We start from the raw sequence: 24,360 nt of genomic DNA, 5'->3' as shown, positions 1-24,360 counted from the left end.
GTCATTTTCAGGAATAAGCTAACGCAAAACCTTTTCATTTACTTGTTTTTCCTTTACTATAGTAAAGAAGAAATATCAAGAAATGAGGAACAATTGATGGCACAGAATCACGTAATTAAAGTTAGTAAAAAAACATTAGCAGAGATGACCACTGTTTATCAACCCAATCGTTTAAATAAAACGGTCCCTTATACTGTCTTTGTGGCCAAGGTTGGCACCACTACTATCACTGCTTATCAATCAGGTAAAGTCATGTTTCAGGGACCTCAAGCTGAAAAAGAGGCCGCTCGTTGGGAAGGAACGAGTACCACACCAAAGAAAAAAATTTCTCCCCAGACTACTACACTGCCTGCTGATTTTGGCAACTGGTCTGTGATAGGTTCCGATGAAGTCGGTAATGGTAGCTATTTTGGTCCAGTAACTGTCTGTGCTGCCTATGTTGACAAAAGCATGATTAGCAAACTAAAAGCATTGGGTGTTCGTGACTCCAAAGAATTAACCGACCCACAAATTATTCAATTGTCACATGTCATTAAAGAACTGATTCCTTACAAGTTATTAATCGTTGAACCAAAAAAATACAATGAGATCCAACCAAACTACAATGCTGTACACATGAAAGTCGCTTTGCATAACCAAGCGATTTATCTGTTGCTACAAGAGTTGGCTCCCACAAAGCCAGAAGGGATTTTGATTGACCAATTCACCCCTGAAAATAATTATCGGAAATATGTTCGTAATGAAAAAAATCAAGTCACTGAAAAATTGTTCTTCGTCACTAAAGGAGAGCAGTATCATGTTGCCGTTGCTGCCGCCTCTATTATTAGCCGCGCTGCTTTTTTAGAAGAGTTAGACAAAGAATCTGCAGAATTGGGTTTCTCTGTGCCCTCTGGTGCTGGCAGCAAATCAGACCAAGTAGCCGCCCGTATTTTGAAAAAAGGCGGCCTAGACTTATTAGCGAACTACGCGAAGCTGCATTTTGCAAACACCCAAAAAGCCCAAAAGTTACTATAAAATAAAAACCAAGCAAAAGTCCCAATACCGATTAGCGGCGCTGGGACTTTTGCTTGGTGTAAAAAATTATTTTTCAATTTCGATAAACAGGACTTTTAAGTAATCACCTTCTGGAAAATTAGGATTCACTTGAAAGTCTGCTGGTAATTGATACGTGTCTGTAATCTTGTAACGGACATTTTTCTCTTGCAAGGCAGTAATTACCATTTTTTGATATTTGGCTAAGGATAAATTTGCCGCATTGGTTGAGGCAATAAGCGTTCCCTTATCCGTTAAAATATCAATAGAATCTTTCACTAGCTCCCCATAATTTTTAGCAACGGAAAAAACTTTCTTTTTGTTACGAGCAAAACTTGGCGGATCCAAAATGATCATGTCATAGCTCAAGCCTTTACGTGAAGCATATTTAAAGTAGTCAAAAACATCCATGACAATAATCTTTTGCGCGGCAAGATTTAAATGATTGACTTCAAATTGCTCAGTCGTTTTCGGTAAGCTTCGTTTAGCTAAATCCACACTAGTGGTGGCCACGGCACCCCCCATAGCGGCAGCTACTGAAAAAGCACCTGTATAACTAAACATATTTAAGACTGTTTTACCTACTGCAAAACCATCTACTAATCGACCACGAACTTCTTTTTGATCTAAAAAGATGCCTGTCATTAATCCTTCGTTTAAATAGGTAGCAAATTGAACGCCATTTTCAGTGACAAGTAATGGCTCGGGTGCTTGTTCGCCATACAAAAACTGTGATTCGGGTAAATCTTTTGTGGAAAAGCGAATCTTTTCGTAGGCACCAATAATATCAGGGTAAACTGTGCGAAACGCCGTCAAAAGTTCGGCTTTTTTCTGATAAAGGGTTTCATTATACCATGAAAAAACGGCGTAATCTGCATAGCGATCGATGATTAGACCCCCAATGCCATCTCCTTCTCCATTAAATAATCGATAAGCGGTTGTCAGCGAATCCTTTTCAAAAGACGTCCGCTTCTCACGACTTATTTCAAAGAGTTGTTGAAAAAAAGATTGATTAATTGGTCCATGCCATGACAGCAACCAACCAATTCCTTTATTTTGTTCGCCTAAATATCCTTCAGCTAAGCGCTGGCCTTTACTATCAATCAAAGTAAGCCAATCTGTTGGTAACTGCGCTGGCACTTGTTGCAAATCTTCTTTCTGAATTAAAGGATATCCTTTTTTAAATTTATGTTCTGCTTTTTTAGTTACTTGAAGTTTCATTCTGTACACCTACTTTTCAAAGTCCTATCTAGTATAGCAAAAAAAGGCCCATCTGTCTTTAAAGGATTCAAGCTTCACGTCATTTAACGAACTAAAAAGTTTAAGGAAATAGTAAGTTTTCTTTAACATCACCATTCCTCACTTCGGTAAGAATTGACATAAAATTTGTGAAAGAGTAAAATTAAAGCGATATTGTAAAATACGAAATTTACCTAATTTTACTTTTATAGAATCATCGTTTAGAAAGGACGTTTATTTTGAAAAAATTATTTAAAACAAATATTTTGAACACGCGACTGGGGTTATTCTCGCTAATCGCCATCTTACTGTGGCTAAAAAACCTCTTTGCGTACGCCGTTGATTTCCATTTACGTTTGGAAAATATTAACGAGTATTTCATACTCTTAATTAATCCAATTGCCACAACGGTCTTTTTATTAGCCATCGCTTTGTATGTTCGCCGTAAAAAAGCTTCTTATATCACAATGATGATTATTTACTTCTTGATGAGTTTACTGCTCTTCTCAAATGTCGTGTATTATCGAGAATTTACTGACTTCATCACAGTTAATACGATGCTTGGTGCTGGCAAAGTAGCTAGCGGTCTTGGCGAAAGTGCCTTACGTCTCTTTAGACCTTATGACGTCATTTATTTCTTAGACTTCATTATTATTGGCGTATTATTATTAACGAAAAAAATTAAAACAGATGCGCGTCCAGTCCGCGCACGTGTAGCAGTCTCTGTCACACTCCTTTCTGTTGTCTTTTTCTTATTCAATCTATTTATGGCTGAAACAGAACGTCCCCAATTATTAGGACGTCAATTCTCTCGTGACTATATCGTGAAATTCTTAGGCTTAAATGCCTTTACCGTGTACGATGGCATTACAACTTACCAAACAAACCAAGTCCGTGCCGAAGCTAGTGCTAACGATATGAAACAAGTTGAAGATTACGTGAAACAACAATATGCGGCACCCGATGATAGTAAGTTTGGTATTGCAAAAGGCAAAAATGTAATTTATATCCATTTAGAAAGTTTCCAACAATTTTTAGTTAATTACAAATTAAAAGATGAAAATGGCGTAGAACACGAAGTCACACCATTTATCAATAGTCTTTACAATAGTAAAAGTACCTTTAGCTTTGATAACTTCTTCCACCAAGTTGGTCAAGGAAAAACAAGTGATGCCGAAACGTTACTTGAAAATTCACTATTTGGTTTAGACCAAGGTTCACTCTTTACACAAGTTGGTGGGAAAAATACGTTTGAAGCAGCACCCGATATTTTAAAACAAACGCAAGGTTACACTAGCGCTGCTTTCCACGGAAATGCCGGTAACTTCTGGAATCGGAATGAAACCTATAAACGTTTAGGCTATGACTATTTCTTTGATGCTAGTTATTATGATGTTAATTCAGATAACTCATTCCAATATGGGTTACACGATAAACCATTCTTTAATCAATCCGTTCAATATTTAGAACATTTACAACAACCGTTCTATTCTAAATTTATTGCTGTATCCAATCATTATCCTTATTCTCAATTTACAAACGATGAAGCAGGATTCCCAATTGCAAAAACCTCTGACGAAACAATTAATGGTTACTTTGCAACAGCGAATTATTTAGATAAAGCGGTCGAAGAATTCTTTAACTACTTGAAATCTTCAGGTCTCTATGAAAACTCAGTCATTGTTCTTTATGGCGATCACTATGGGGTTTCTAATTCAAGAAACCAAAACTTAGCAGAGTTAGTAGGTAAAACCAAAGCAGATTGGAACGATTTTGACAACGCCAATATGCAACGTGTTCCTTATATGATTCACGTTCCTGGTCAAGAAAATGGCGGTGTGAACCATACGTATGGCGGCCAAGTTGATGCCTTACCAACCCTTCTACACTTGCTTGGTGTCGATACGAAAAACTACATTCAGTTAGGCCAAGATTTATTCTCTAAACAACACAATCAAATCGTTGCTTTCCGCAACGGCAATGTTGTAACACCTAAATATACTATTTTAGGTTCTAGCATTTACGATACTAAAACAGGCACTTTAATTACAGAGCCAACCGAAGAAGTTAAGAAAGAAGTCGCTGATTTAAAAGCCAAAGCGACGAAACAATTAGAAACGTCTGACCAAATTACTAACGGTGACTTGCTTCGTTTCTATACCAATAGCGGCTTAAAACCAGTTAACCCAGAAGACTATGATTACAAGAACCAATTGCAACAACTGGAAGCAATTGAAAAAGAAAAAGGTGAAAAATCAACGAGTGTTTACAGTAAAAACAATAATAAATCAACCGTTGATGAATATCACACTGACAGTTATCAAGGCTATCAAAAAACGGGTAAATAAATCTTCAAAAAGCTTGAGCAATTTGCTCAAGCTTTTTTGCTACTTTTTCATAATTAATTCATATTATTTCACTATACTAAAGATAGTTTAGAGAGGTGAAAGTTGATGAGAAGTGTCCGTTACGCTACAGCTAGTAGTTTTTATCATAAAAAAATCACGTTAATCACTGCACTCTTCTTCTTCCTGTTCGCTTTCTTATTGACTGGGCTGTTTAACTTAATTGATTTTGAAAAAGAGTTTTTACGAACGATGCCAGACTTTGTCGATATTGAAAAACAAACTAGTTACCATTACCAACTGATTCAATACTATTGGCACCTCTATCTAGGTAGTGTCATTTTCTTTGGTGTTACTTTTCTTCTGTTGATGTATGTGACATTACGCATAAAAAAGGAAGAAATACATACATGGTATCACATGCACTTTTCAAATATGTATGTCACCAAACAGCTCTTACTAGAGTTATGTTTACCGGCTCTATTAGGAATTTTCAGTTTTTTACTTTTCACTTTAATGTTTCAAGAAACGTATAATACTGTTCTTTGGGCTGCTCGTGATGCTATTTTACAGTGGTCTCATTTGGAAACTCCAGCATTTTTAGCTAAAAGTACCGACCAGGATGTCACGATTACAAATATCCAGCATTTAGGGATTCAAACGATCCAAGCGTTTTCTTTTGATTTTAAAAGTATGCAGTCGCTTTATACAATCCGTAATTGCTTTGTTAACTGCTTAATCTTGCTTGGCATTCCTCTTGTTTGCGGGACTCCTTTCACATTGATTTATTTACGTACACATCAGAAATAAGGGAGGGATTTTCTATGAATGTCACACCATCATTCAAAAAAACAACCGAAAAAAAATCCTCATTCGACGCGTTAGCTTTGCGAGAAGTTTATGGAATCATTTATTCTGCTCCAGAACAAGAACTCGCATTGGCCGATTTTTTCCAAACAAACCAATTAACCATTACTAGGCTTTCTTCTAGTGAAACCTTTCTGCCTTACTTGCCATTAGAAGAAAATTTATTTATCGCTAGTACGATCAAAGAACGGGATCGAAAAATAGTTCTAGCCGAAGCTTTCCAGGTGTTCCAATTAGAACCTGCCTTACTTGGTCGTTCCTTTACTTCTTTTACGACTTTTGAAAAAATTAAAATGCGCATAATACAACTTTTGTTTTCAAAAACAAGTACGTTAGTGATTGATGACATCTTTTCTTCATTAACGATTGGACAACGTCAAGAAATTTTACCTCAATTAAAAATAGCAGTTCAAAAAAGAAACAAGCGCTTGCTATTTCTGACAAAAGATCCACAAATTATTGATAGTCCCTATGTGCACCCCCTGTCTCTACATGCGTTATTAAACTAAAAAAACGTCTGGCACTGATTGTGACCAGACGTTTTCTTTAGTTTTCAGTGATTTCAACATCAGGAAATGAAATAATAAATGTGGTGCCTTTACCAGGTTCACTTTCAACATTGATTTTTCCTTTATGCAAGCGGACCAATTGTTGAACGATTGGTAAGCCTAATCCTGATTCTCCATATTTCGTATTTTTACGGGATGGATCTACTTTGTAATAACGATCCCAGATATTCAGAATTTGCTCTTCCGTCATGCCGATTCCTGTATCAGAAATACGGACAATGGTTTCTAAATAGCCTTTTTCTAAAGCAATATGAATTTCGCCATTTTCAGTAAATTGGATGGCATTTTGAACAATATTGACAACTACTTGAACGAAACGATCATAATCGGCATACACATCAATTGGTTCAGTGGTGTCTAAATACAATTGATTACCGGCGGCTTCAGCTTTGGCCGTTAGTTGAGTCACAATATTTTCTAAAGCTTCTGTTCCGTTGAACTTCTTCACAACAATTTGAATCTGGTTGGTCCGAATTTTTTCATAATCAAGATTTTCATTGACTAAGCGAATCAAGCGAGCGGTCTCATTTTGCATCAGTTTAATCGCATTCTCTTTTTGATTTTCAGGAATAGCATTATACTGCAATCCCTCTAACAAGCCATTAATAGTTGTTAAAGGCGTCCGCATTTCATGAGAAGCATCCGCCATAAATTGACGACGGCGCTCTTCTTGCCGATTGATTTCTTCTTGTGATTCTTTTAAAGACGCGGCCATTTTATTAAAATCTTCTGCTAGGTCATCAAATTCATCTTTGTCATGGACCGGTAATTGAATATCAAAATTTCCACTAGTAATTTCTTTGGTGGCTTTACGCATCCGATTAATTCGTTTCACTTGGAAAGTCGCAAATAGATAACTTAGTAACAAGGCAATCACACCAGAAAAAATAAAGCCTTTAATCAAGTTTTGTGTCACGGACTGAACACTTCGGTCAACGTTTTTGGCAGGTTGTGTAATAACGAGTGAACCAATAATCACTTTTTTATCAGAAGACTGATTTGATGCATACACCGGTAACATTACATAGGACGAAGTATTTCGGGCCCCGTAAATATCAATGTTTTCTGTTGCATAAACACGATTGCCTTTCATGATTTGATCCCAATTTTTATCGATTAAGGAAAAGTCTAATTTTTTTGTGCTATCAACTGGTGGGTACTGCACTTCGCGGTCCTTGTTAATAAACACAAATTGCACATCTTGCTTCTGGAGTACACGTTCAGTCAACTGAAATGAATAGGATAAAACATCTCGATCCGAAACGCCTGCGACATTAATAAAAAAGTCACGTGTTTCTAAAGCCGATTCTGCATAACCATATAGCTGTTCATAGTTATTTTCTTGCATTGTGCGCTTGGTCAATTGTGTGAAAGACGTTCCAACAATGAGAATAATCAGAGCAATCACACCTATAAAAGCAAGTAATTGTTGATACAAATACTTCATTAAGCAACACCTGAATCGTCGAATTTATACCCTACGCCCCAAACCGTTTGGATGACTTGAGGACCCACTTTTTCAATTTTTTGTCGTAATTTTTTGATATGGGCATCAACTGTCCGTTCATCGCCAAAGTATTGATAGTCCCAAACCAATTCTAGTAGTTGTTCGCGTGAAAAGACTTGGCGTGGTTTTTTTGCTAAAGTGTATAGCAAATCAAATTCTTTAGGTGTTAAGCCTTCAATTAATTGATTATCTAAATATGTTTCTCGTGTTTTCGTATTCATTTTAAAATGATCCGTAATCACATCAAACGTTTCATCTGTATTCTCAGACGTATCATGCGCAGCCTCTGCCACCTCGGCACGACGATGTAGAGCTTTCATCCGTGCAATCAAAGTTAATGGACTAAATGGTTTTGTCACATAATCATCCGCACCCATTTCAAGGCCAATTACTTGGTCACTTTCAGAATCACGAGCGGTCAACATAATAATGGGAACATTGGCTGAAACTTTGCGAATTTCACGACAAACAGCCATCCCATCCATACTAGGTAAGTTTAAGTCTAACGTAATCATGTCCCATTTTTCTGGCGAAGCAAGAAAAGTCGCCAATCCTTCTTTGCCATCATCTTTAAAGGTAGCTTCCCACCCCTCATTTAAGAAAAACATTTGCATCATTTCTGAGACGGACTCATTGTCTTCAATCATTAATATATTCATTTCATTCACTCCTTATTCACTTTTCATAAAACTGCTCTATTGTAGTATACTCTAAAATTGAATTTGTACCAACCGATTCTATATTTCTTCAAAAATCCTTTACAGAACCATCAAAAATTACTTTTTTTCCTGCTCTTTTAAAGAAAACGAAGGGAACCCATTGTCTTTTCAGAAAAGTTTGTTAAAATAACAAGCGTAGAGAGGATGTTAGGGTATGGATAAAATGAAAGCTATTACTTTTTTTGATTTAGATGGAACTTTGTTAGATGGAACATCGCAAATTACTCCTGAGATTACCGCAGCAGTGGCGGCCTTGAAAGACAATCAAATTTTACCTTTAATTGCGACAGGACGGACCTTGTGTGAGATTCAGCCAATTATGAAAGCCAGTGGCATTGACTCAGCGATTGTAATGAACGGGCAATTTATTCATTATGAAGGAAAAACGATTTATTCAGATGAATTTACAACAGAGGAATGTGTTTCACTGCATGAGCATGTCAAACAGCGTGGTCATGAATTGGCTTTTTACAATGAGCGCCGTATTTTTTGTACAGGGCATACTGGCACAGTGAAACAAGCCTATGACTATATTCATTCAGCTGTTCCAGAAATTGATCCCACAGGTTATGAGAATGATGCCGTCAACATGATGTTGGTCTTAAGTCAACATGGCGATGATGATGAATATTACTATGAGCGATTTCCTGAATTAACCTTTTATCGCAATGGTCCTTTTTCAATTGATATTGTTCGTAAAGGGGTCTCTAAAGGCTCTGGTGTCAAAAATCTTTTTAACACCTTGGGATTAAACGGCATTCCCACTTATGCCTTTGGTGATGGCATCAATGATTTGGCGCTGTTTGAGGCCTGTGATTATGGAATTGCCATGGGTAATGCGCGAGAAGAACTAAAAGAAAAAGCCACCTTTATTTCAACTAAAAATACTGAGAATGGCATTGTTAATGGCTTGAAAAAATTTGATTTACTATAAGAGAAAACTACCTTCTTCTATTGATGTACTTTAGAAGAAGGTAGTTCTTTTGTATGTTCATTTTTCTTTTTCTGCTGAGCACAGAGAGCTACTCCCACTACTTGAATCAGCAAAATCGCTCCCAACAAACAACTTAATACGATGTTTCCTGATAGGATTGTTCTTCTGATTAAAATAATTAATACGACACTGCTAATTCCGTAGAGTAACCATTGGTTGTCCATTTTTATTGACCCCTTTGTTTTTCTATGTTTAGGATAGGATGTTTCCTACTAAAATGCAAGGAAAGATCCTAGATTCTTACAACTAACCCATAATTTTTACTAATTCCTTATTTGTTTTCATTTATTCTTAAGATTCGTTTCATTTTTGTAAAAAATCACACTTTTTTTCTATCTCTGTTTTAAATTGCGTACAGTTCTTAAAAAAAATGATACACTAAAAGTGAACTCGAAATGAAAGGAGCCATTCCTTTGGTTAATAGCGAAAAAAGAAAACAATTAATTATTGATACATGCATTTTAGCTGGAAAAATTATGCTGGAAAGCGGATCTGAAGTATATAGAACCGAAGATACAATTACTCGGATTGCAGCAAATGCTGGCGAGTCAGAGAGCGTTTGTTACACGACGGCTACAGGGATTTTCGTGGGCTTTCGTTCCAGTAATTATACGCAATTAGAAAACATCCCCCAGCGCTCGATTAATTTGGAAAAAGTTAGCCTTGTCAATCAATTATCAAGAGAATTTGCGCAAAAAGAGATTACTCTACCAGAGCTTTATCAGCGCTTAACTCTATTAGAAACGGATACCCCCACTTTTTCAATTTCGTTACGCTTGTTAGCAGCCGGAATTGTTAGTTGTACGTTAATGTACATTTTTGGTGGCACTTGGCAAGATTTTATTGCAACTTTTTTTGTTGGCGTGATTGGGTATGCCAGTTATCTTTTTACCCAAAAGTTATTCCAAGTTCCTTACCTCGATTCATTCGCAGCCGCTTTTGTCATTGGTTTGTTGGCCTATTTGGCTGTGCATTTTCGCTTAGCAGTCAACATCGATAATATTATTATTGGTGCGGTAATGCCGTTAGTTCCAGGTGTGGCGATTACGAACTCTTTTCGCGACATTTTAGCGGGCCACCTCATCAGCGGGACGGCGCGAGGAACAGAAGCTATTTTTATTGCTGGGTCTGTTGGCCTGGGAATTGCCTTGATTTTTAAATTATTTATGTAAGGAGTGTTCAAATGGAACTAATTTTTCATCTTCTCTTTAGTTTTTTAGCGACTGTGACGTTTGGTATTATCACGAACATTCCTCGTAAAGCACTGGTGGCTTGTGGCATTACTGGCATGACAGGCTGGATGATTTATTATGTCTTAACGCAAACTTTTGATGCTAGTCAAACCTTTGCAAACTTTTTAGGAACGGTCGGGTTAGGGATCGCTAGTATCTTTTTTTCCCGTTACAAAAAAATGCCGATGATTATTTTTTATATTCCAAGTTTGGTTCCTTTAGTACCAGGAGGCCCTGCCTATCAAGCAGTTCGGAGCATTTTGTTAGGAAATATTGATGACGGGTTGCAGTTGATTTTAAAAGTTGTCTTTACTGCTGCAGCTATCGCAGCGGGCTTTATGGTGACCTCGTTACTGGAACGAATTGTCAAACGTTTTTTCCCCAAGCGACTCTTCCGATTGGTCAAAAAATAAAAAAACAAGCTCATTTTCTGAGCTTGTTTTTTTATTCTACTTCTTCAAAGAACAGCAACAAATCTTGTAGCGTTAATTGTGCTTTTTCAGCAGCGTTTAAATCTTGAACAATTTTACCTTTTTGTAAAACAATTAAACGATTGCCATATCGTAAAGCATCTTCCATTCGATGGGTAATCATCAAACAAGTTAAGTTCCCTTCTTCAATCCGTTGTTCCGTTAAGTGCATCAACTGCTTGGATGTTTTGGGATCTAAGGCAGCAGTATGTTCATCTAAAAGTAATAATTCTGGTTTTGTGATAGTGGCCATTAATAAACTTAAGGCTTGGCGTTGACCGCCAGAAAGGTTACCTGTCGGTGTATCCAGATGATTTTCCAAGCCATTGCCAACTTCTTGACAGATTTTTGTAAACAAGGCGCGTTGCTCATTTATCTTCCGTAATGTTAAGGGACGTTTTTGTCCGCGTTTCATGGCAAGCAATAAATTTTCTGCCACAGTCATTCTTGGTGCTGTCCCCATTTTAGGATCTTGAAAAACACGCGCTAGAGATTTGGCCCGTTTGACTTCAGAAAGATTGGTGCGATTGACTCCTTCAATTAAAAATTGTCCTTCTGTTAGTGTCAAAGTTCCTGCTAAACTATTGAACAGCGTACTCTTGCCTGCGCCATTTCCACCTAAAACAGTAATGAAGTCCCCAGGATAAATGGCTAAGTTCACATGATCCAAAATCACTTTTTTTTCATTCATCCCATTATCAATGATTTTTGTCGCATTTTTTAATTCAACAACTGGTTTCATTTCGTTCCCCCCTTATCAGAAAAGCCGTGTAGTCGTAATGCTTTTTTCAATTGTGGGATCATTAAACAGATTGCTAAAATCACTGCTGAGAAGATTTTCAAATACGTCGTATCAAAGCCTAATTTAATCACTAATAAAATCAATAGTTGATAAATAATACTCCCTACAACAATCGCCATCAGCCGTTCACCAAACGTTAATTCTCCAAACAGTACTTCACCAATAATGAGTGAAGCCAAGCCAATCACAATGACACCTGTTCCTTTACTTACATCCGCATATCCATCATTTTGGGCAATCAAAGCGCCAGATAAGCCAATCAAGCCATTCGATAAAACCAATCCTAAAATTTTCATGCGATCCGTTTGAATGCCAATCGAGCGAGCCATTTCTTCATTGTCACCTGTCGCAATATAGGCTTGTCCTAAACTAGTATTAAAGAAAAATAACAGTAAAATCATTACCACAGCCAAAACACTAATCCCTAAAAAAATAGTATCATAATAATCTGGTAAGGCCATTTTTTGAAAAACATCTTGAATCTTCGGTTGGTTTAATAAAGACTTATTTGGCGATTTCATCACAAATAAAATCACGGAATTTAAACCAGACATCACTAAAATTCCTGCTAAAATAATTGGAATTTTTCCTTTTGTAAATAGTAAACCAGTCACTAAACCGGCAATCATTCCTGCTCCGACCCCTAAAAGAGTCGCTACAAATGGTGAAACCCCTGTTGTAATGGCAGTTACACAAACCGCCCCTCCTAACGGAAATGAACCTTCTGTGGTCATATCTGGAAAATTTAAAATACGATAAGTCATAAAGATACCTAGTCCTAACAAGGCCCATAACATTCCTTGTCCAATTGCTGAAACAATCATCGCTTCTCCTACTTTCTTTGATAATTAGTTAATCAATTTCGATTTTTTTGCTAACTCTGCGGGAATCGTAATTCCTAACTTTTGAGCTTGTTTTTCATTGATAATTGTGTCGCCTGTATTAAAGGTATAAATGGGTGTAGTTGCTGGTTGACTTTTCCCAGACAGAACCTCTGCTGCCATTTTGCCGGCTTGTACCCCCAACGCATGTTGATTAATCCCAACAGTTGCTAAACCGCCTTGTTCTACCATTGTATCCACCGAAGGAATAATCGGCGTCTTGGTTCGATTTGCTTCTCCGACTACCGTTTGCATAGCATTAGCAATCGTATTATCAGTTGGTATATAAATCACATCTGTTTCCTTAGTCATCACTTGAACCGTTTGTGCTATTTCATTACTTGATGGCACAGCATATGTTTTCACTGTCAATCCTTTGGCTTCAGCTGCTTTCTGCGCTTCAGCTACTTGGTATCGAGAGTTTTCTTCTGAGGAAGCATAGAGAATACCTATTTTTTTGGCAGCTGGTATCAATTCTTTTAGTAAATCCATCTGGGCTGACAAAGGTGATTGATCACTAACACCCGTAATGTTACCGCCTGGCTTTTGATTGTCTTTCACCAATCCAGCACTAACAGGGTCCGTAATGGCGCCTAAAATGATCGGGATTTCTTGGGTAGTGTTGGCTAACGCTTGCGCAGCTGGCGTGGCGATACCAATTAAAACGTCTGCCTTTTTTTGTACTAATTGTTGACTCATGATTGCTAACTTACTCTGGTCGGCTTGACCATTTTGAAAAATAATTTCTAAGTTTTTGCCTTTGTCATAACCATTTTCCTTTAATCCTTCTTCGACACCTTTATAAATTTCGTCCAATGCGGGGTGACTGACAAACTGCAAAACCCCTACAGTAACTGTTTCTTTCTTTGAATTCGTCACTTTTTGATTCACAAAAAAAGCACCAATTAAATAAATAGCTAATAAAGACACGACAAACGTTAAACGTTTATTTTTCATTTTGCATTCTCCTAACTGCCCTTTTGTTTGGCAACTTTTTCTTTTTAATAATAAAACCATTATCTATAGGGCGTTTCTTCCGTTGAAAGTGAAACTGAGATTCGTAATCCTCTACTTAGTCAAAATCCTAGGAACACTTTTTTACAAATGTCAGGATTTAACTGCGACGAGAATCGCAACTTTGTGAGAATCGCAGGAGTACTTTTTCTACGAATGGGACAACGTTCTCTTCGTTCACCTTGTACTACTCATCACTCTTAAAGGCCAAACTGCGGCGAGTATACGCAGCCTGCATCTACTCTGTCACTTCGTGCCAATCGTAGTGCTTGTCAGGATTTAACTGCGACGAGGATCGCAACTTTGGTGAGAATCGCAGGAGCACTTTTCTACGATTGTGACAACGTTCTCTTCGTTCACCTTGTGCTACTCATCACTCTTAAAGGCCAAACTGCGGCGAGTATACGCAGCCTGCATCTACTCTGTCACTTCGTACCAATCGTAGTGATTCGTAGCAAAAAAACAACGACTTATCCTAAGTGTTTAGGAGTGGTCGTTGTTTTTATGCAAAACAAAAACCACATAGACGGGTCCTCTATGTGGTCGTTTTTTCTTCTTGAATATAACCAGCATAGATACACTTTTTAGAATAAGTCTTCTAAAGTTGTATCTATGAAAGAATCATACATACAACTATCTACGCCAGTTTTGCCATGATTGGTGCATTTCTTTTACGTTAGATAATTGTGTCATGTATTTTCCCTCCTAGTTATGTTGTTAAAGGTAGTCTACACTATATTGATTTTGTTCGTCAAGAAAAAGTTTTTATTTTCTTGCATTTCTTTTACTTCTAAAAAACGAGCCACTCTTATGAGAGGCTCGTTTTTCTTTATTTCAGCATATTTACCACTTAATTGTTTCGGTTTCTTTCAATTTTCACGGGAACTTTAACTGCTTGTTTTTGCGATTGAATCAGCCATAAACTTACTAAAATCGTCATTGAAATTACTAATGCCATCGAAAATCCCCTCTTTCTAATTCCTTAAAACTTTCTACAATCTAAGTTTAACATAGCTAGCTATTATTCACCAGTTTCTGGTACTGTATCAGTGCTTTCTGTCGTCGTTTCAGTAGATTGAGCAACGCCAGTCGTGCTGGTCGTCGTCTGTGTTTCAGCGGTCTTTGCTGCTTCTTTTTCAGCTTCTTGCGCCGCTTTTTGCTGGTCTTTCAAAACGCCAGCCATTGGTAATCGATTTAATTCTGGTATTAATTGTGTTTTTAAATCCATAGATTTTTCGACAACCGTCCGTGTCTTTTCTTTGCCGTTTTCAAAGAAAACAAGCGTGATCTCATCGCCGCTAACATTGTATTGCTCTTGTGCTTTGCCAGCATTATAAATTAACGGATAGATATACAGCGAACGATGAAATTCATTCATTTTATCTGAATTAAACAGCTTCACCATTTGATCGTATTGCTTGCCAGATGGTTTAGCAAACATGACTGACATGGCTCCTGTTTCTTGGATTTTCTTGTCTGCTGTTTTGTAATCTAAGACACTGACTTTCTCTGATTTGATGGGTCCTGCGACTAACGATTCAACTTGAGCAGCTCGAATATTTTTTTGCATCGTTGGAATAAAAATGATTGAGCCAATTATTAATACTAATGCTACAATAGCGGTAATCATTAACAGTTTTCTTTGTCTTAATTCATAAAGTGCCTCTTTTAGTTCTTCCATAAAATTATTCAACTTCTAATCGCTCCTCGCTTTTAGTTCTTATCTATTATACTAATCATTTTCTTTCTTGCCTACCCTTGCGCTTTAATTACTAAAAAAACTAGCAAACTTCCCCAGCTTTCTAAGGAAAACCCAACTCCTTTTTAACAAGCTTCTTTCTTAAATTCAAAAACTCCGCTATAATAAAGCTATTAGTCGGAAAGAAACGAGGGATTTATTATGTCATTTGATGGCGTATTTACTCATAGCATGGTTCATGAGTTGACAGAAACACTCGTAAGTGGCCGGATTTCAAAAATCCATCAACCTTATGAAAACGAAGTCGTTTTAGTCATTCGTGCGAAAGGTAAAAACCATAAATTATTATTATCAGCACATCCTAGTTATGCGCGCATACAACTATCTACAATTACCTATAGCAATCCAGAAACACCTCCTAATTTTGTGATGATGTTACGAAAATTTCTGGACGGTGCCATTTTAGAAACGATTCAACAAATAGAAAATGATCGCGTGATTCACTTCACCTTTTCAAAAAGAGATGAACTAGGTGACTTACAAAATATTGTTTTGATTGTTGAATTAATGGGACGTCACAGTACAATCGTTTTAGTTAACCAATCTTCTGGAAAAATCTTAGATGCGATAAAACACATTGGAATGAGCCAAAATAGTTATCGTTCGTTGCTTCCTGGAGCAACTTATATTGAACCGCCAAAACCAATGGGACTTAATCCGCTCACGGCCTCAAAAGAAGAAGTCTTTGCGCTTCTTTCTACAGCTCCTGAATTAAACGGACGCTATTTACAACAACATTTCCAAGGTCTAGGCAAAGATACAGCAGACGAATTAAGTGCCCGTTTACTTGCACAACCAAATGAAAAAATGGCCATCTGGACGGAATTTTGGTCCTCAGTCACTGAAGCTGTTGTACCGACATTAACCGTCACTGAAAAAAAAGAATATTTTACGCCCATTCCTTATCAATCATTAGTTGGTGAACAAACAACGTATCCGACACTCAGTGAATTACTAGATGCCTTTTATTCTGGTAAAGCAGAGAAAGACCGTGTCAAACAACAAGGCGGCGAACTAATTCGCAAAATTGAAAATGAACTAAAAAGAAATCAAAAGAAACTTAAAAAATTACAACAAACCTTAGCCGATACAGAAAACGCTGAAAATTACCGTCGCGACGGAGAACTATTAACAACCTTCATGGCACAAGTCCCAAAAGGAGCCACCGAGGTGGAATTACCAAATTATTATGAAGAAAATGCACCGTTGCGTATCTCGCTAAATCCTGCACTTTCACCTAATCAAAATGCACAAAAATATTTTCAAAAATACCAAAAATTGAAAAATGCTGTCCGAGTTGTTAAGACACAAATTCAGCAAACGCAACAAGAAATTTCTTATTTAGAGTCAGTTGTGGCACAACTTGAAATTGCGACACCAATGGACATTGAAGTGATTCGTGAAGAACTGATTGAGCAAGGCTATTTAAAACGTAAAAAAAATAAAAAACAAAAACAGCCGAAAAAAAGCCAACCCGATCTTTTTTATGCCACAGATGGCACACCTATTCTCGTTGGAAAAAACAATTTGCAAAATGATCAATTAACTTTACGAACCGCTAAAAAAACTGATTATTGGCTCCATGCCAAAGATATTCCTGGATCTCATGTAATTATTCGTGACGCACATCCTAGCGAAGAAACCCTTACTGAAGCCGCACTTCTAGCAGCTTATTTTTCAAAATATCGACTTTCTTCACAAGTGCCTGTTGACTATGTCCAAGTAAAACATGTGCATAAACCCAATGGAGCAAAACCAGGTTATGTGATTTATGAAAACCAACGAACGTTATATGTGACGCCAACAGAAGAATCAATCAAAAAAATCCAGCAAAATAAGGCTTCTGCTTCCTAATTATATTAAACTAAAAAACAACGTACTGCTGATTGATCGTGCGTTGTTTTTTTTGCATTGGCAAAAACATTTATCAAGTGATAAATAACACAAGTAAGCTCAATTAGTTTACAAACTAGCTATTTCTCTCTATACTGACTGTTGGAGGTGAAATTCATGGTCTTTTTACACATTATTTTTGGGATGTTTGCCTTTATTGGCGCTTTAGGTTTAGGTGTCGCCTTCCGCGATAGCTTTACAGAACTTTCAACACCAAAGAAAGCAGCGATTATTTTATCTTACGTAGGTGCGATTGGTTCAACAGTCCTAGGGTTCACATCAGCAACAAAAAATCCATTTGTTTTAGCTGCAACAGTTGTCTTAGTTGTCGCCTTTTCTATTGCTCTTTTCAAAAAAAGCAGTAAAGAAACAAGCAAATAACAAAACCTTTGAAGAGCGGCATAGCGACAAGCTACCCTCTTCCTTTTACATACTATTTAAAGGAGTGAGGCAAATGTCTCTGACTATTTCTGAAGAAGTAAAACAACGTTTAGCCCCTTTCTTAACTGAAACGAACACCTTCTTGTTGGTAGCAAATGACGGCTCTAATCCTTATTCTTCCGCAGAAGGTTGTTGTATGATTGGCGATCGTTTCATTATCGTTCCTGTTGATCAAGCAGAAGCGCCTTATACCGAAACAATTGCTAATGATTCTTTTCACGTCTATACTTCAACGTATGACCAAATGTTTTTAACAGGGCATTTACAGCTAGTGATTCATCCGAATGCGGGAACCATTACTTTAAAAAATGAAAGTGGCATATTAGATAGTAATGTGGACATTTATCAACACTAAAAAAGCAAACAAAACGTTTACGCGTTTTGTTTGCTTTTTTAGTGTTGAAAGGCTTGAAAGGTAGTAATGATTACGTACATCATGCCCGATGCAATAATCGGACCAGCTGCAATTCCTTTTAAAAAAACGACGCCAAGAATCGTTCCAAAAACTAAGGCCACCGTAATCTCAGGCGATTGATTAATTAAACCTACTCCTTTTGAGGATAAAACAGCCACCAGAATTCCACAAAGTATCCCCAGCCATCCCATCGGTGTTTTGAATGATTGAATTAAATCCTTTAAGCCAATTTGTCCTGTAGCAATCGGGACTAAAATGGTAATTGAAATAATTGTGACGCCTAAATTAATGCCTTTATCTGACAACCACGACATGATTTTCGCACTATTTGGTAAAGCTTTTAAAGCAAGCACAACAACTGACGCAATTAATAAACTTTGATTTTTTGCAACAAACGCAATCAAGGCAATCAGTAGTAAAAAAAGCCAACTTTCCACTGGTTGTCCTCCTTTCTGATTTGGTTCTTTCGTTAACCAAACTTTCTTGTCTTTCCTATTTTAGCAAAGAACCTCTTTAATTACCATTCAGCTTCAGTAATTATTGTCTTTTTCACCCGAATCTTGCTTAGAAAAAACGAGTTAAAAATTAATTTTTTCTCATAACAAGCCTTTTTCTCTTTGAAAAATTATTTTATGAAGTATACTAATATTAACTATAAAGTAGTTTACTTGCATTTATACTGGATATTCGATATCCTATTTAAGGCTCTTCAATTGAGCGAGCATCACAAAAGACATTTTAGTAGCAATTCTTGGGGAAGTAGTGCTACTAAGATGTCTTTCCTTTTTTTATTTTTACTAACAATATACGTTTCTTATATTAAAATTCACAACTCTTTATAAATAAAAGCGCCTGTCCCACAGTTGTCTGGACTGTGGGGCAGGCGCTTTTCAAGTCATTTAAACACGCTTTAGTTTTCTTTCAAACGATAAACACTTGGACTTGGGTTAAGAAAACCTGCTTCTAAAATTTCGATGTTAGTTAATGCTTGCTCTTTAGTTACTAGTTGCGGTGCACCATTTTTCAACGTTTCATAGACGGCATCATAATAACGACCGTAATCACCTACAGGCGTTTTAATTTGTTTTTTAATCCAGTCGCCATTGCCATTACGGTAGGTCACTTCTCCATAATACATTGGTGAATCTTCTCCAAAGCCTGGTGCATCCGGCATGATTCCGGCTTTTAAATCATTTTCTTGTTGATCTTCGCCATATTTGATGAACGAGCCATTGCTGCCATGAACAATAAAACGTGGATACGGACTAGCGACAGAATGATTCGTTTTAACTTTTACTTTTAATTTTGAACCATAATGTAAATCAACGTCAAAATAATTATCGACTGCCTCGCTCACTTCATTATTACGAATATCATAAGTGACTTGATCTGGACGCCCGAAAAGAGCAATCATGCGATCCATTAAATGAATGCCTAGTCCGTAAAACGAACCATTTTCTTTAGGTCCTTGTTCCGTGATACTTCCTGGTCGATAATAATCAATATGCGTTTCCACTTCATTGATTTCTCCTAAAAAGCCTTGCTCTACTACTTGCTTCATCGCTAGGTAATCGCCGTCGAAACGTCGATTTTGATAAGGCATCACTACTACCCCTTTTTCTTGCCCTAATGCAAATAATTCCTCTGCGTGTTCTAACGTATCACAAAATGGTTTTTCCACAATCACTGATTTACCAGCTAAAATGGCTTGTTTGGCTAAATCATAATGTGTATGCGCAGGCGTACAGATTGTGATCAATTCAATTTCTAGATCCGTCAATAATTCATTAAGGTCAGTGGTAAAATTTACGCCTTTTTCTTTAAAGGGCGCCGCTGCTTTTTCATTAACATGTAAATCGAAAATTGTTTTCACTTCTAGTGTTTCTCGAATCATTACGTAAGGTAAATGGTAACGATTGGCACTTTTACCAAATCCAATAAACCCCATTTTTACTGTCATATTTTCCACACTCTTTTCTTATAATTAGATAAGTCCATTTGTTTCAATGACTTTTTGATACCAATAATAACTGTCTTTCGGGATTCTTTCTAAGGAACCTTTTTGTGTTTCATCTTGATCCACATAGACAAAACCATAACGCTTTTGATAGCCGTTAAGCCACGACAGTAAATCGGTGTAACTCCATGTACAATAACCAATAACTGAAACGCCATCCGTAATCGCCTCTTGAATCGCTTGGATATGGCTTCGCAAATAATCAATGCGATACGTATCATGAATTTGTTTATCTTCTGTTAAGGTATCATATTCGCCTAACCCATTTTCAGTAATTAAAATAGGCACTTGATAGCGACTAGCTAATCGTCGTAAGGCAATTCTCAAACCTTGCGGGTCAATGGCCCAATCCCAGTTCGTTCGTTCAACATATGGATTATTTACTTTTTTAAATAGACCCGGTACCCCAGATTCCGTTTCAGAACCCTTTTCACCCGTTGTATTCATCTTCCCTATTCCAACACCATCTAATGGATTAGCAGCAACCGTATCCGTCCGATAATAATTAATACCTAGAAAATCAGGCTTGGCTGAACGTAGTAACGCTAAATCGCCCTCTTTTATCGTTGGGGCCACATCTTGCTCCTGTAAGTAATTTAATGCGGCAATTGGGTATTCTCCCCAAAGATAGACATCCAACCAAAAATGCGACAACAAATCTTCTGCATTTTCTGCCGCCAAAACATTGGCAGGATGCGCATCAACGGCATAAACAGGCGTATAAGCAAAGCTAGGGCCAATTTTGCCAGGCATTTCTAATTCATGAAACGCATTAATCACTGCTGCATTGGCTAAATTAGCAATATGATTGGCCTCATACATCCGTTTATTATCTGTTACGCCGGGAGGATGCACGGCTAATTGATAACCTAACGAAGTAAACACATTTTGTTCATTTAAACTAATCCAATAGCGAACTTTGCCACGGAAAGCGTCAAATAAAATCTTCGCATAGGCCACAAAATCATCAATAATTTTTCTTGATTCCCAGCCACCATATTCTTTTTGCAAAACAGCTGGCAAATCCCAATGATACAAAGTTACCATTGGTTCAATTCCTGCCGCTAATAACTCATCAATTAAATCTGAATAAAATTTCAGTCCCGCTTGATTTACTTGACCACGTCCTTCAGGTAAAATTCGTGTCCATGCAATCGAGAAACGATATGCTTTTAAACCTTGTTGTTTCATTAAAGCCACATCTTCTTTGAAACGATGATAATGATCGACGGCTAAATCACCAGTTGTCTCTTTGAACGTTTTTCCTGGTAGCCGAACAAATTCATCCCAAACAGAGGCGCCTTTGCCGTCTTCATTCCAAGCACCTTCTACTTGATAAGCTGCCGAAGCAGAGCCCCATAAAAAATCTTGCGGAAATGCTTTTAGTTGGTGATGTTCCATTGTCATACCTCCCTCTTTTCTGTGCTACCCTTTTATTGTAAAAGGTTTTCACAAAAAGTACCAATCAGATCAATAAGTTCTTCTGTTTACTTTTAAAACTATATAGTTTTAAAAAGGATAAGTCAACTACTTTTATTTAAGTACTTGATTATTAAGTGGTTACGTTAAAAATAAATATATAGTTTTAACATGTTAAATTCATGGTATAATGAGAGAAATACTGGTGATAAAGGAGGACTCTGATGCGGACAAATACACGTTATAAAGAAATTTATGCAGCTATAAAACAGGATATTGAAGCAGGTGTTTATCCCATTAATCAAAAGTTACCCCAAGGTCGTCTTCTTGCAGAAAAATATCAGGTCAGCGAACTAACCATTACAAAAGCCTTACATTTGCTTGTGCAAGAAGGTTATGTTGTCAGACGACGTGGCTCGGGCAGCTTTGTTCAAGACTTTCAAAATCGAACCATTACTAAATTTTCTCCGTTAACCGGCACTTACTCAACCTACGATGGAAAAGTTGAATCCGTGGTTTTAGGCTTTGCAACAGAAGTACCTGAGCCTTGGGTGACTGAAAAATTAAGTATTACAGAAGAAGAGTTAGTCTACAAAATTATTCGTTTACGGATTATCGAAGATGTGCCCTCAATTATTGAATACACTTGGATGCCCGTTGCTTTAATTCCGAACTTGACAATGAAAGAATTGAAAGTCTCCATTTATCAATATATTTCGGAACAATTGCATCAAAAAATTCAAAGTGCGCGGGTCAGCATTTCTGGGATCCGTCCTTCTGCGTTGGAAAAAAAATATTTAAACTTAACCGATAATGATTTCCTGATGCGTGCAGAACAAATTGCTTACCTAGGCAATGGACATATTTTTGAATACTCAATTGCGAATCATATTCCTAGTGAATTCACTTTTGAAACTGTCTTAATTGCAGAAAAATAGAAAACTTTTATGTTGCCATTTCTCATTTCTAACAAAACGATCTCTTTACTTTGAGCCAATACTTTTTGTTAGAAATGTTTTTCTGTTAGTTAAAAATATTTTTCAAATTATATTTCCAAACATGAATTTTGATAAAAGTATTGCTATTTACTAGAACTACGATTAAAATATTGCTTGTAGCACTCTTTTTTATATAGATACAAGCAATTTGTTTTTTACATAGTCAATCAACCAAAGTGAGGACTTTATATGAGGAAACCCTACATTTTAATGAGCTTACTCGTTCTAAGTACCTTATTAAGTGCTTGTTCAACTGTAAGTGGCAGCCCAGCAAGTCAAAGTGCGCCCGCACCTGATGAAGTGTTGGCGACAAGTATTGGGACGTATGAAAATCGAACATTGTTGGTTCCAGATGGTCGTTTAGCCTTAACTGCCTTGCATAAAGGAAAAGATTATCAAGGCAAACCAATGTTTTATGTCCTGTTTGAATTAACCAATACAACCGAAAAAACACAAAATATTCAGCTAATGATTCAAAGTTTTATGGAAGTTAGTCAAACTGTCCACGGAAAAGCCCAAAATTTACAATATGCAGTCTTAACAGATTCACCTTTCCAAGACAAATTAGATCGTTTAGCAGATGAAATCAATCCTGGTGAAACAATCCAAGGTGCTTACCCGTATGAATTTATTAATGAGAACAAGCCGGTCCATTTTAAATTTAGAGATCGCCTTCTCAGTCTGGATGAACCCATTGCATCAGAAGAAATTACCATTACAGAAAAAAGTTTGGTCCGCTAGCTTAGCTAGCATTGGACCAAACTTTTTATTTATTATTCAGACGGAAAAGATTCTCCTTCTATAAAACGTGTGTAAATGTGTTCGCTCTCAGCAGCTTCTCCCCGCATTAAATGAATAATTTTCTCTGCAGCCACCATGCCCCATCGATGTTTAGAATAGGCAATTGTTGCTAATCGCGGTTGCACAAACGCACCTAGTTCAGAATTATCAAAACCAATAATCCGAATGTCTTTCCCCATTTGGTAATTTGTTTCTGCAACATATTTATAGACACCGATCGCCATTTCATCATTAAAAGCAAAAACATCGACTGGTTCTGTCTGTGGTTGACTCAAAATTTTTTTAGCAGCCGCATAGCCAGAAGGTTCGGTAAAATCGCCTTGGATAATTTCATAAGGTATCCCAAAACGAGTTAATTCTCGTGTACTAACAGCCAATCTTTCTTGGCTATCATAACCTTTTTCTGGTCCAGAAAGCAGAAGAACTTTTTTTGAACCCACATTGACAAATTGCTCAATTGCCTGCGTGGCACCGCCACGATTATCCAAGAGAACTTGCCGAATATTCCTATGCTCAGTGGTTCGATCAAGGACAACGATTGAATGGCCTCGTTCAGCAAACTTTTCAATTTCTTTTGTTGGAAATGTCCAATCTAAAATAATTGCCCCATCCACCATTTTTTCAGGAATGAAAAGATGTGACTTTTTACCGCTGCAGACAATCATCTCATAATCAAACAGTGCTAAGCCTTTCTTAATTCCCTCCAACAATTCACCATAAAAACTACCGCCATAATCGGCCAAATAGACACCAATAATATTGGTTTGACGACGTTTTAATGTGCGAGCGGCCATGTTAGGAACATAGTTTAGCTCTTCAGCAATTGCTTGGATGCGCGTTCGTGTTTCTTCAGTTACCTTTGAACTACCATTCAATGCGTAAGAAACGGTCGAGATTGATACGCCTGCTTTTTTTGCAATATCTTTAATTCCTACCATGGACTACT

General features: G+C 37.1%; 24 protein-coding genes. 12 read left to right on the top strand and 12 right to left on the bottom strand.

All coding sequences use genetic code 11. The features are described 5' to 3' along the window. The first annotated feature begins 96 nt into the window (after positions 1 to 96). Entirely contained in the window at positions 97 to 1,014 is a 918-nt protein-coding gene (gene rnhC / locus IGL93_RS05070) for a ribonuclease HIII (RefSeq protein WP_002393198.1), read from the top strand. A 66-nt stretch (positions 1,015 to 1,080) separates the two neighbouring features. Here rnhC and IGL93_RS05065 read toward each other — a convergent pair whose 3' ends face one another. Then, the gene (locus IGL93_RS05065; protein WP_010775771.1) at positions 1,081 to 2,253 is read right to left on the bottom strand and encodes a class I SAM-dependent rRNA methyltransferase; all 1,173 of its coding nucleotides are present in this window, start codon (positions 2,251 to 2,253) and stop codon (positions 1,081 to 1,083) included. A gap of 257 nt (positions 2,254 to 2,510) precedes the next feature. Between IGL93_RS05065 and IGL93_RS05060 the strand changes: the two genes are divergently transcribed. From IGL93_RS05060 to IGL93_RS05050, 3 genes are all read left to right on the top strand, one after another. Further along, positions 2,511 to 4,619, top strand: a complete 2,109-nt coding sequence (locus IGL93_RS05060) for an LTA synthase family protein (protein WP_002357869.1) — start codon at positions 2,511 to 2,513, stop codon at positions 4,617 to 4,619. A 105-nt stretch (positions 4,620 to 4,724) separates the two neighbouring features. Further along, positions 4,725 to 5,426 carry a hypothetical protein gene (locus tag IGL93_RS05055; RefSeq protein ID WP_010775770.1) on the top strand — a complete coding sequence of 234 codons (702 nt, stop codon included), beginning with the start codon at positions 4,725 to 4,727 and terminating at the stop codon, positions 5,424 to 5,426. 14 nt (positions 5,427 to 5,440) lie between these two features. Next, positions 5,441 to 5,992, top strand: coding sequence for a hypothetical protein (locus IGL93_RS05050; protein WP_010828727.1), 552 nt, complete (start codon positions 5,441 to 5,443; stop codon positions 5,990 to 5,992). Between the two features lie 37 nt (positions 5,993 to 6,029). Here the strand turns inward: IGL93_RS05050 and IGL93_RS05045 are convergent, their stop codons facing one another. Further along, positions 6,030 to 7,499, bottom strand: coding sequence for a sensor histidine kinase (locus IGL93_RS05045; protein WP_002366540.1), 1,470 nt, complete (start codon positions 7,497 to 7,499; stop codon positions 6,030 to 6,032). Then, the gene (locus tag IGL93_RS05040; protein ID WP_002381953.1) at positions 7,499 to 8,218 is read right to left on the bottom strand and encodes a response regulator transcription factor; all 720 of its coding nucleotides are present in this window, start codon (positions 8,216 to 8,218) and stop codon (positions 7,499 to 7,501) included. Before IGL93_RS05040 ends, IGL93_RS05045 begins: the two co-directional genes overlap by 1 nt. 214 nt (positions 8,219 to 8,432) lie before the next feature. Between IGL93_RS05040 and IGL93_RS05035 the strand changes: the two genes are divergently transcribed. Further along, positions 8,433 to 9,212, top strand: coding sequence for a Cof-type HAD-IIB family hydrolase (locus IGL93_RS05035; protein ID WP_002363786.1), 780 nt, complete (start codon positions 8,433 to 8,435; stop codon positions 9,210 to 9,212). 17 nt (positions 9,213 to 9,229) lie between these two features. On the opposite strand, the gene IGL93_RS05030 is transcribed toward IGL93_RS05035, so the two are convergent. Then, complete coding sequence (locus IGL93_RS05030) at positions 9,230 to 9,436, bottom strand: hypothetical protein (RefSeq protein ID WP_002357875.1); 207 nt, start codon at positions 9,434 to 9,436, stop codon at positions 9,230 to 9,232. A 231-nt stretch (positions 9,437 to 9,667) separates the two neighbouring features. Between IGL93_RS05030 and IGL93_RS05025 the strand changes: the two genes are divergently transcribed. After that, entirely contained in the window at positions 9,668 to 10,444 is a 777-nt protein-coding gene (locus tag IGL93_RS05025) for a threonine/serine exporter family protein (RefSeq protein ID WP_024041726.1), read from the top strand. An 11-nt stretch (positions 10,445 to 10,455) separates the two neighbouring features. Further along, positions 10,456 to 10,917, top strand: coding sequence for a threonine/serine exporter family protein (locus IGL93_RS05020; RefSeq protein WP_002357877.1), 462 nt, complete (start codon positions 10,456 to 10,458; stop codon positions 10,915 to 10,917). A 31-nt stretch (positions 10,918 to 10,948) separates the two neighbouring features. On the opposite strand, the gene IGL93_RS05015 is transcribed toward IGL93_RS05020, so the two are convergent. From IGL93_RS05015 to IGL93_RS05000, 4 genes are all read right to left on the bottom strand, one after another. Then, complete coding sequence (locus IGL93_RS05015) at positions 10,949 to 11,716, bottom strand: ABC transporter ATP-binding protein (RefSeq protein ID WP_002357878.1); 768 nt, start codon at positions 11,714 to 11,716, stop codon at positions 10,949 to 10,951. Further along, positions 11,713 to 12,600, bottom strand: a complete 888-nt coding sequence (locus IGL93_RS05010; protein ID WP_010713483.1) for an ABC transporter permease — start codon at positions 12,598 to 12,600, stop codon at positions 11,713 to 11,715. The genes IGL93_RS05015 and IGL93_RS05010 overlap by 4 nt, the downstream gene beginning before the upstream one ends. A 24-nt stretch (positions 12,601 to 12,624) precedes the next feature. Next, a complete protein-coding gene (gene trpX / locus IGL93_RS05005) occupies positions 12,625 to 13,614 on the bottom strand; it encodes a tryptophan ABC transporter substrate-binding protein (RefSeq protein WP_002391629.1) in 990 nt (329 codons plus the stop codon). Between the two features lie 1,078 nt (positions 13,615 to 14,692). Continuing rightward, on the bottom strand, positions 14,693 to 15,352 hold the full coding sequence (locus tag IGL93_RS05000; protein WP_002386659.1) for a hypothetical protein: 660 nt from the start codon (positions 15,350 to 15,352) through the stop codon (positions 14,693 to 14,695). Positions 15,353 to 15,571: 219 nt separating this feature from the next. Here IGL93_RS05000 and efbA point away from each other — a divergent pair, with 219 nt between their 5' ends. The 3 genes from efbA (at position 15,572) to IGL93_RS04985 (ending at position 18,119) form a co-directional block, all read left to right on the top strand. Beyond that, the gene (gene efbA / locus IGL93_RS04995; protein WP_002407011.1) at positions 15,572 to 17,284 is read left to right on the top strand and encodes a fibronectin-binding protein EfbA; all 1,713 of its coding nucleotides are present in this window, start codon (positions 15,572 to 15,574) and stop codon (positions 17,282 to 17,284) included. 156 nt (positions 17,285 to 17,440) lie between these two features. After that, positions 17,441 to 17,704: a hypothetical protein gene (locus IGL93_RS04990; RefSeq protein ID WP_002381957.1), complete on the top strand. Its 264-nt coding sequence runs from the start codon at positions 17,441 to 17,443 to the stop codon at positions 17,702 to 17,704. A gap of 73 nt (positions 17,705 to 17,777) precedes the next feature. Beyond that, positions 17,778 to 18,119, top strand: coding sequence for an iron-sulfur cluster biosynthesis family protein (locus IGL93_RS04985; RefSeq protein WP_002391631.1), 342 nt, complete (start codon positions 17,778 to 17,780; stop codon positions 18,117 to 18,119). Between the two features lie 38 nt (positions 18,120 to 18,157). Here IGL93_RS04985 and IGL93_RS04980 read toward each other — a convergent pair whose 3' ends face one another. The 3 genes from IGL93_RS04980 to IGL93_RS04970 form a co-directional block, all read right to left on the bottom strand. Next, positions 18,158 to 18,616 carry a DUF441 domain-containing protein gene (locus tag IGL93_RS04980; protein WP_002357887.1) on the bottom strand — a complete coding sequence of 153 codons (459 nt, stop codon included), beginning with the start codon at positions 18,614 to 18,616 and terminating at the stop codon, positions 18,158 to 18,160. A 473-nt stretch (positions 18,617 to 19,089) separates the two neighbouring features. Further along, a complete protein-coding gene (locus tag IGL93_RS04975; protein WP_010775767.1) occupies positions 19,090 to 20,139 on the bottom strand; it encodes an oxidoreductase in 1,050 nt (349 codons plus the stop codon). A gap of 24 nt (positions 20,140 to 20,163) precedes the next feature. Then, on the bottom strand, positions 20,164 to 21,597 hold the full coding sequence (locus IGL93_RS04970) for a glycoside hydrolase family 1 protein (RefSeq protein WP_010707659.1): 1,434 nt from the start codon (positions 21,595 to 21,597) through the stop codon (positions 20,164 to 20,166). A 242-nt stretch (positions 21,598 to 21,839) separates the two neighbouring features. Between IGL93_RS04970 and IGL93_RS04965 the strand changes: the two genes are divergently transcribed. Together IGL93_RS04965 and IGL93_RS04960 are read left to right on the top strand one after the other, a co-directional pair. Continuing rightward, positions 21,840 to 22,553, top strand: coding sequence for a GntR family transcriptional regulator (locus tag IGL93_RS04965; RefSeq protein ID WP_002366529.1), 714 nt, complete (start codon positions 21,840 to 21,842; stop codon positions 22,551 to 22,553). Positions 22,554 to 22,823: 270 nt separating this feature from the next. Continuing rightward, positions 22,824 to 23,354: a DUF5067 domain-containing protein gene (locus IGL93_RS04960; protein ID WP_002384665.1), complete on the top strand. Its 531-nt coding sequence runs from the start codon at positions 22,824 to 22,826 to the stop codon at positions 23,352 to 23,354. A 32-nt stretch (positions 23,355 to 23,386) separates the two neighbouring features. On the opposite strand, the gene IGL93_RS04955 is transcribed toward IGL93_RS04960, so the two are convergent. Further along, positions 23,387 to 24,352 (bottom strand): LacI family DNA-binding transcriptional regulator, encoded by a 966-nt coding sequence (locus IGL93_RS04955; RefSeq protein WP_002363772.1) that lies wholly within the window; start codon positions 24,350 to 24,352, stop codon positions 23,387 to 23,389. Between the last annotated feature and the right edge of the window lie 8 nt (positions 24,353 to 24,360).

The organism is Enterococcus sp. DIV1328a, assembly GCF_050536905.1.
Lineage (GTDB): Bacteria > Bacillota > Bacilli > Lactobacillales > Enterococcaceae > Enterococcus > Enterococcus faecalis.
The sequence above is the reverse complement of the archived record's forward strand: the minus strand, read 5'-3'. Positions and strand labels throughout refer to the sequence as shown.

Bases quoted from the DNA above. Each gene is read 5' to 3' on its own strand.
- IGL93_RS04970 (WP_010707659.1), bottom strand. From the start codon at position 21,597: ATGGAACATCACCAACTAAAAGCATTTCCGCAAGATTTTTTATGGGGC.
- IGL93_RS05050 (WP_010828727.1), top strand. From the start codon at position 5,441: ATGAATGTCACACCATCATTCAAAAAAACAACCGAAAAAAAATCCTCA.
- IGL93_RS04960 (WP_002384665.1), top strand. From the start codon at position 22,824: ATGAGCTTACTCGTTCTAAGTACCTTATTAAGTGCTTGTTCAACTGTA.
- IGL93_RS05000 (WP_002386659.1), bottom strand. From the start codon at position 15,352: ATGGAAGAACTAAAAGAGGCACTTTATGAATTAAGACAAAGAAAACTG.
- IGL93_RS05045 (WP_002366540.1), bottom strand. From the start codon at position 7,499: ATGAAGTATTTGTATCAACAATTACTTGCTTTTATAGGTGTGATTGCT.
- IGL93_RS04990 (WP_002381957.1), top strand. From the start codon at position 17,441: ATGGTCTTTTTACACATTATTTTTGGGATGTTTGCCTTTATTGGCGCT.
- IGL93_RS05015 (WP_002357878.1), bottom strand. From the start codon at position 11,716: ATGAAACCAGTTGTTGAATTAAAAAATGCGACAAAAATCATTGATAAT.
- IGL93_RS05035 (WP_002363786.1), top strand. From the start codon at position 8,433: ATGGATAAAATGAAAGCTATTACTTTTTTTGATTTAGATGGAACTTTG.
- IGL93_RS05055 (WP_010775770.1), top strand. From the start codon at position 4,725: ATGAGAAGTGTCCGTTACGCTACAGCTAGTAGTTTTTATCATAAAAAA.
- IGL93_RS05025 (WP_024041726.1), top strand. From the start codon at position 9,668: ATGAAAGGAGCCATTCCTTTGGTTAATAGCGAAAAAAGAAAACAATTA.
- IGL93_RS05065 (WP_010775771.1), bottom strand. From the start codon at position 2,253: ATGAAACTTCAAGTAACTAAAAAAGCAGAACATAAATTTAAAAAAGGA.
- efbA (WP_002407011.1), top strand. From the start codon at position 15,572: ATGTCATTTGATGGCGTATTTACTCATAGCATGGTTCATGAGTTGACA.
- IGL93_RS05020 (WP_002357877.1), top strand. From the start codon at position 10,456: ATGGAACTAATTTTTCATCTTCTCTTTAGTTTTTTAGCGACTGTGACG.
- trpX (WP_002391629.1), bottom strand. From the start codon at position 13,614: ATGAAAAATAAACGTTTAACGTTTGTCGTGTCTTTATTAGCTATTTAT.
- IGL93_RS05040 (WP_002381953.1), bottom strand. From the start codon at position 8,218: ATGAATATATTAATGATTGAAGACAATGAGTCCGTCTCAGAAATGATG.
- IGL93_RS04975 (WP_010775767.1), bottom strand. From the start codon at position 20,139: ATGACAGTAAAAATGGGGTTTATTGGATTTGGTAAAAGTGCCAATCGT.
- rnhC (WP_002393198.1), top strand. From the start codon at position 97: ATGGCACAGAATCACGTAATTAAAGTTAGTAAAAAAACATTAGCAGAG.
- IGL93_RS04955 (WP_002363772.1), bottom strand. From the start codon at position 24,352: ATGGTAGGAATTAAAGATATTGCAAAAAAAGCAGGCGTATCAATCTCG.
- IGL93_RS05030 (WP_002357875.1), bottom strand. From the start codon at position 9,436: ATGGACAACCAATGGTTACTCTACGGAATTAGCAGTGTCGTATTAATT.
- IGL93_RS04965 (WP_002366529.1), top strand. From the start codon at position 21,840: ATGCGGACAAATACACGTTATAAAGAAATTTATGCAGCTATAAAACAG.
- IGL93_RS04985 (WP_002391631.1), top strand. From the start codon at position 17,778: ATGTCTCTGACTATTTCTGAAGAAGTAAAACAACGTTTAGCCCCTTTC.
- IGL93_RS05010 (WP_010713483.1), bottom strand. From the start codon at position 12,600: ATGATTGTTTCAGCAATTGGACAAGGAATGTTATGGGCCTTGTTAGGA.